This window comes from Staphylococcus agnetis (assembly GCF_002901865.1).
Classification (GTDB): Bacteria; Bacillota; Bacilli; order Staphylococcales; family Staphylococcaceae; genus Staphylococcus; species Staphylococcus agnetis.
This window is the reverse complement of sequence record NZ_PPQF01000078.1, coordinates 1-3,050: the sequence shown is the minus strand read 5'-3', so window position 1 is coordinate 3,050 and position 3,050 is coordinate 1. Positions and strand designations below refer to the sequence as shown.

The 3,050-nt window shown below is 30.6% G+C and carries 2 protein-coding genes and 1 pseudogene; 1 reads left to right on the top strand and 2 read right to left on the bottom strand.

From position 1 onward, the window contains the following. A pseudogene (locus CD172_RS10655) lies at nucleotides 1–110 on the top strand (IS6 family transposase); the annotation flags it as partial. A 131-nt stretch (nucleotides 111–241) separates the two neighbouring features. On the opposite strand, the gene CD172_RS10650 reads toward CD172_RS10655, so the two are convergent. Then, the gene (locus tag CD172_RS10650) at nucleotides 242–991 is read right to left on the bottom strand and encodes a trypsin-like serine peptidase (protein WP_103346337.1); all 750 of its coding nucleotides are present in this window, start codon (nucleotides 989–991) and stop codon (nucleotides 242–244) included. A gap of 12 nt (nucleotides 992–1,003) precedes the next feature. Then, the gene (locus tag CD172_RS10645) at nucleotides 1,004–1,735 is read right to left on the bottom strand and encodes a trypsin-like serine peptidase (protein WP_158695126.1); all 732 of its coding nucleotides are present in this window, start codon (nucleotides 1,733–1,735) and stop codon (nucleotides 1,004–1,006) included. Nucleotides 1,736–3,050: the final 1,315 nt, after the last annotated feature.

The window sequence follows — 3,050 nt, the reverse complement described above, 5'->3', positions numbered from 1 at the left end:
TCAAAGGCATTGAATGTATTTATGGACTATATAAAAAGAACCGCAGATCTCTTCAGATCTACGGGTTTTCGCCATGCCGTGTAATTAGCATCATGCTACCTAGTGTTTAAATAGGTAGCTCTTTTTAATTGCAACTTATAACTCATTAATAAGCGGACAATAATAATATACAGTATCTCTATTATAATTACCAGAAATAAAAACTAAAATTATACACTAATGTGAAAAATTATTAAAACAGTTAGTTATTATTTTGGCTTTCCAAATTAAGTTTCTTTTCGTTATACCATTTTGCTATGTCTTTTGTTATAGGCTGTAAGGTAGCTGTTTTATTTCCTTGACCGCCTTGTATTAGCACTCCAATTATCTCGTTACTATCTTCTAAAAATACAGCGGATCCTGATTGACCTCCATATGAAGGCATTGTAGTACGAATAGCGTTTTCGTCAGCAAAAGTGATTTCCCCTGTGAATTTATATTGTTTGCCACCATCAAAATCATAAGGGTAGCCAAATGAAAATACTTTTTTTCCTACTAACTTTGACAATTCTTCTTTTGTAAACCCTTTTAACTGTATTTCTTTGCCTGCAAACGTTGATTCATAATATTTATATGAGTTATCTTTATCGGAATTACGACCATGAACAAATGCTATATCTTTATCTGTATAAGGATTAAACAAATATATATTCATTGATCCATAAGGTGTAGAAATTCCTGATTGAGCTGGAGACACTTTACCTACATATTCATTTTGTTTAAAACCATCTCCGCAGTGTGCGGCAGTTAATCCAAAATTAGGAGTAAGCATTGTAACTGTACAAGGTCCTTTAGAACTTTGAAAAGTGCCGACTCGTCTTCCTATTTCATCACTCTGAGTATTAGTTACTAAATTTTTTGTACCATTTTCTGCTGCAAGAATTGGGCTGGATAGAAGTGTGGCAAAAAATATCATTACTGTTAATAGTAATATACTAAATTTACTTTTCATTATATTACCTCCTTAATCGTTTTTTGTATTGTTGTCGAACCATTTTTTTAATCTTTCGTCTATAGGGACAACTTGACCATCACTATTTGATTTTTTTCCATAAAGAACTCCCAAAAACCCATCGTTTTCTTTTAAAAATACACCTGAACCGGACTGTCCTTCTACTGTGGGTATACTTGTTGTTAGGACTTTTGTGTGAGGGTCAAAATCTATTATTTTACCTTCGGACTTAATTTGAGGTGACCCATAGAGGTCTGAAGGGTATCCGTATGAGTATACTTCTTTCCCCATCAAACTTCTTAACTCTTCAAAGGTACGCCCTTTTACTTCGAGATTAAAATCTTTTATATAATGTTTATAGTCTTTGGATTTGTCAGATTCTCGACCCTTAAGAATAGCGATATCTTGAGAAGTGTCTGGAATATATGTACTAATGTCCATCTTTCCAAAAGGAGTGCTAATTCCTGATTGACCGGGATATATAGAACCTATATTACCTTCTATTTTATTTTTGCCTGCACAATGTCTAGATGTTAAAGCTATATTAGGAGTAATTAACGTAGCAGAACAATATAGAGAATTATCAGGTGCATATTTTGCAATCGTTTTACTTTTGTTATCTTTTAAAGTATCTACAGGTGTTCTAGCCCCAGTATTTTCTTGCGCAAGTACGGATTGTGTATCAAGTGTTGTTGCAATAGTAGATAATGCTATAACGCATGCTAAAAGTAACTTAACTTTCATGATGTTCATCACAACCTTTATTTTTATTGGATTCATTCATTAACCTATACACATATTATAAAATAATAAAGTTTAAAATTGCTTAATTATTTATTAACAGATCCTTAATTATACCTTACAGTTAGTCGGAATTTTATGAAAAAAGGAGTTTTTTATCACAAAAGCGAACGTATGTTCTATGATGGTATGTAAGAGAGGAGTGTCTTAAATGGGTTCTGTTGCAAAGTTAAATTAGTATACAAAGCTATGCAAAATCAATATATTAAATGCCAGCATAATAACATATTACTAGGGCCTATTTAGCTTTTTTTTCATTTCTTTGTATTTATATTACATGATTTTCAACTTTGCAACAGAACCAAAGAGAATAAGTTAAAAGGTATTTAATTTAAAGTATGTAACTGAATAAGTATAGACATAAATAAGAGGGCACATAACCGAATAATATAGTAACATGTAACAAGTTACAAAATACCCTGTTGTTTTGATTATTCCTTTAACCATAATTATTAAAATGAATGTTCTCTAAATTGAATAGAACTGATTATTTACTATTCCAAAAGCATATCAAATTGTGTCTATTGAAAATGAAAGTATCACGGGTATTGGAACTCATGAAGAACTATTAAAAAAACACAAAACAAATATTACTTGTTGAATCATAGGATATATGCAAAATATTTAATATATTTAAAATTTTTTACTATAAGGAGGTGGTTTTGTGAAATTTCTTGAAATTTTGGGAACTATAATGGGAATTTGTATAGTTGTTTTCCCGCTATCAGCTATAGGAATGACGATCTATGAATTTTCAAAACCATATGAGTCGTGCTCTTTTTTCACCCCTATAATACTCATTGTACTCTTTATTTTATGTAGTATAGGCTTGATATTTATTGCTAACATTTTACAGTAACCAGTATGATACTTTTAACTGTGGTCTCTTTTTACACGGTTCATCATATATTCAAACTCTTTGATGTTTTGGATTTCTCCCCTCAATGTGACGGCGAGAGGATCTTTATCAATTATGGTAGATGAACAATGAAATTAGTTTTATGATGTTCAATTTTATAACCTTAAATCAAGTAGGCCACCTCTAATTTAACTGATAGAATTTGATCTGTAATTATCATTTGCGACATACCGGAATAAATTATATCCATGAGGCCTCATTAATTTTAATTAATGAGGTTTATTTTTGTTTTGTAACAAAAATAACCGAATAATATAGTAACATGTAACAAGTTACATAATTTCAGGTCGCCATGATGATTCTATTGATTTCTCTAATTTTAATTTTTGTTCTTTTTTC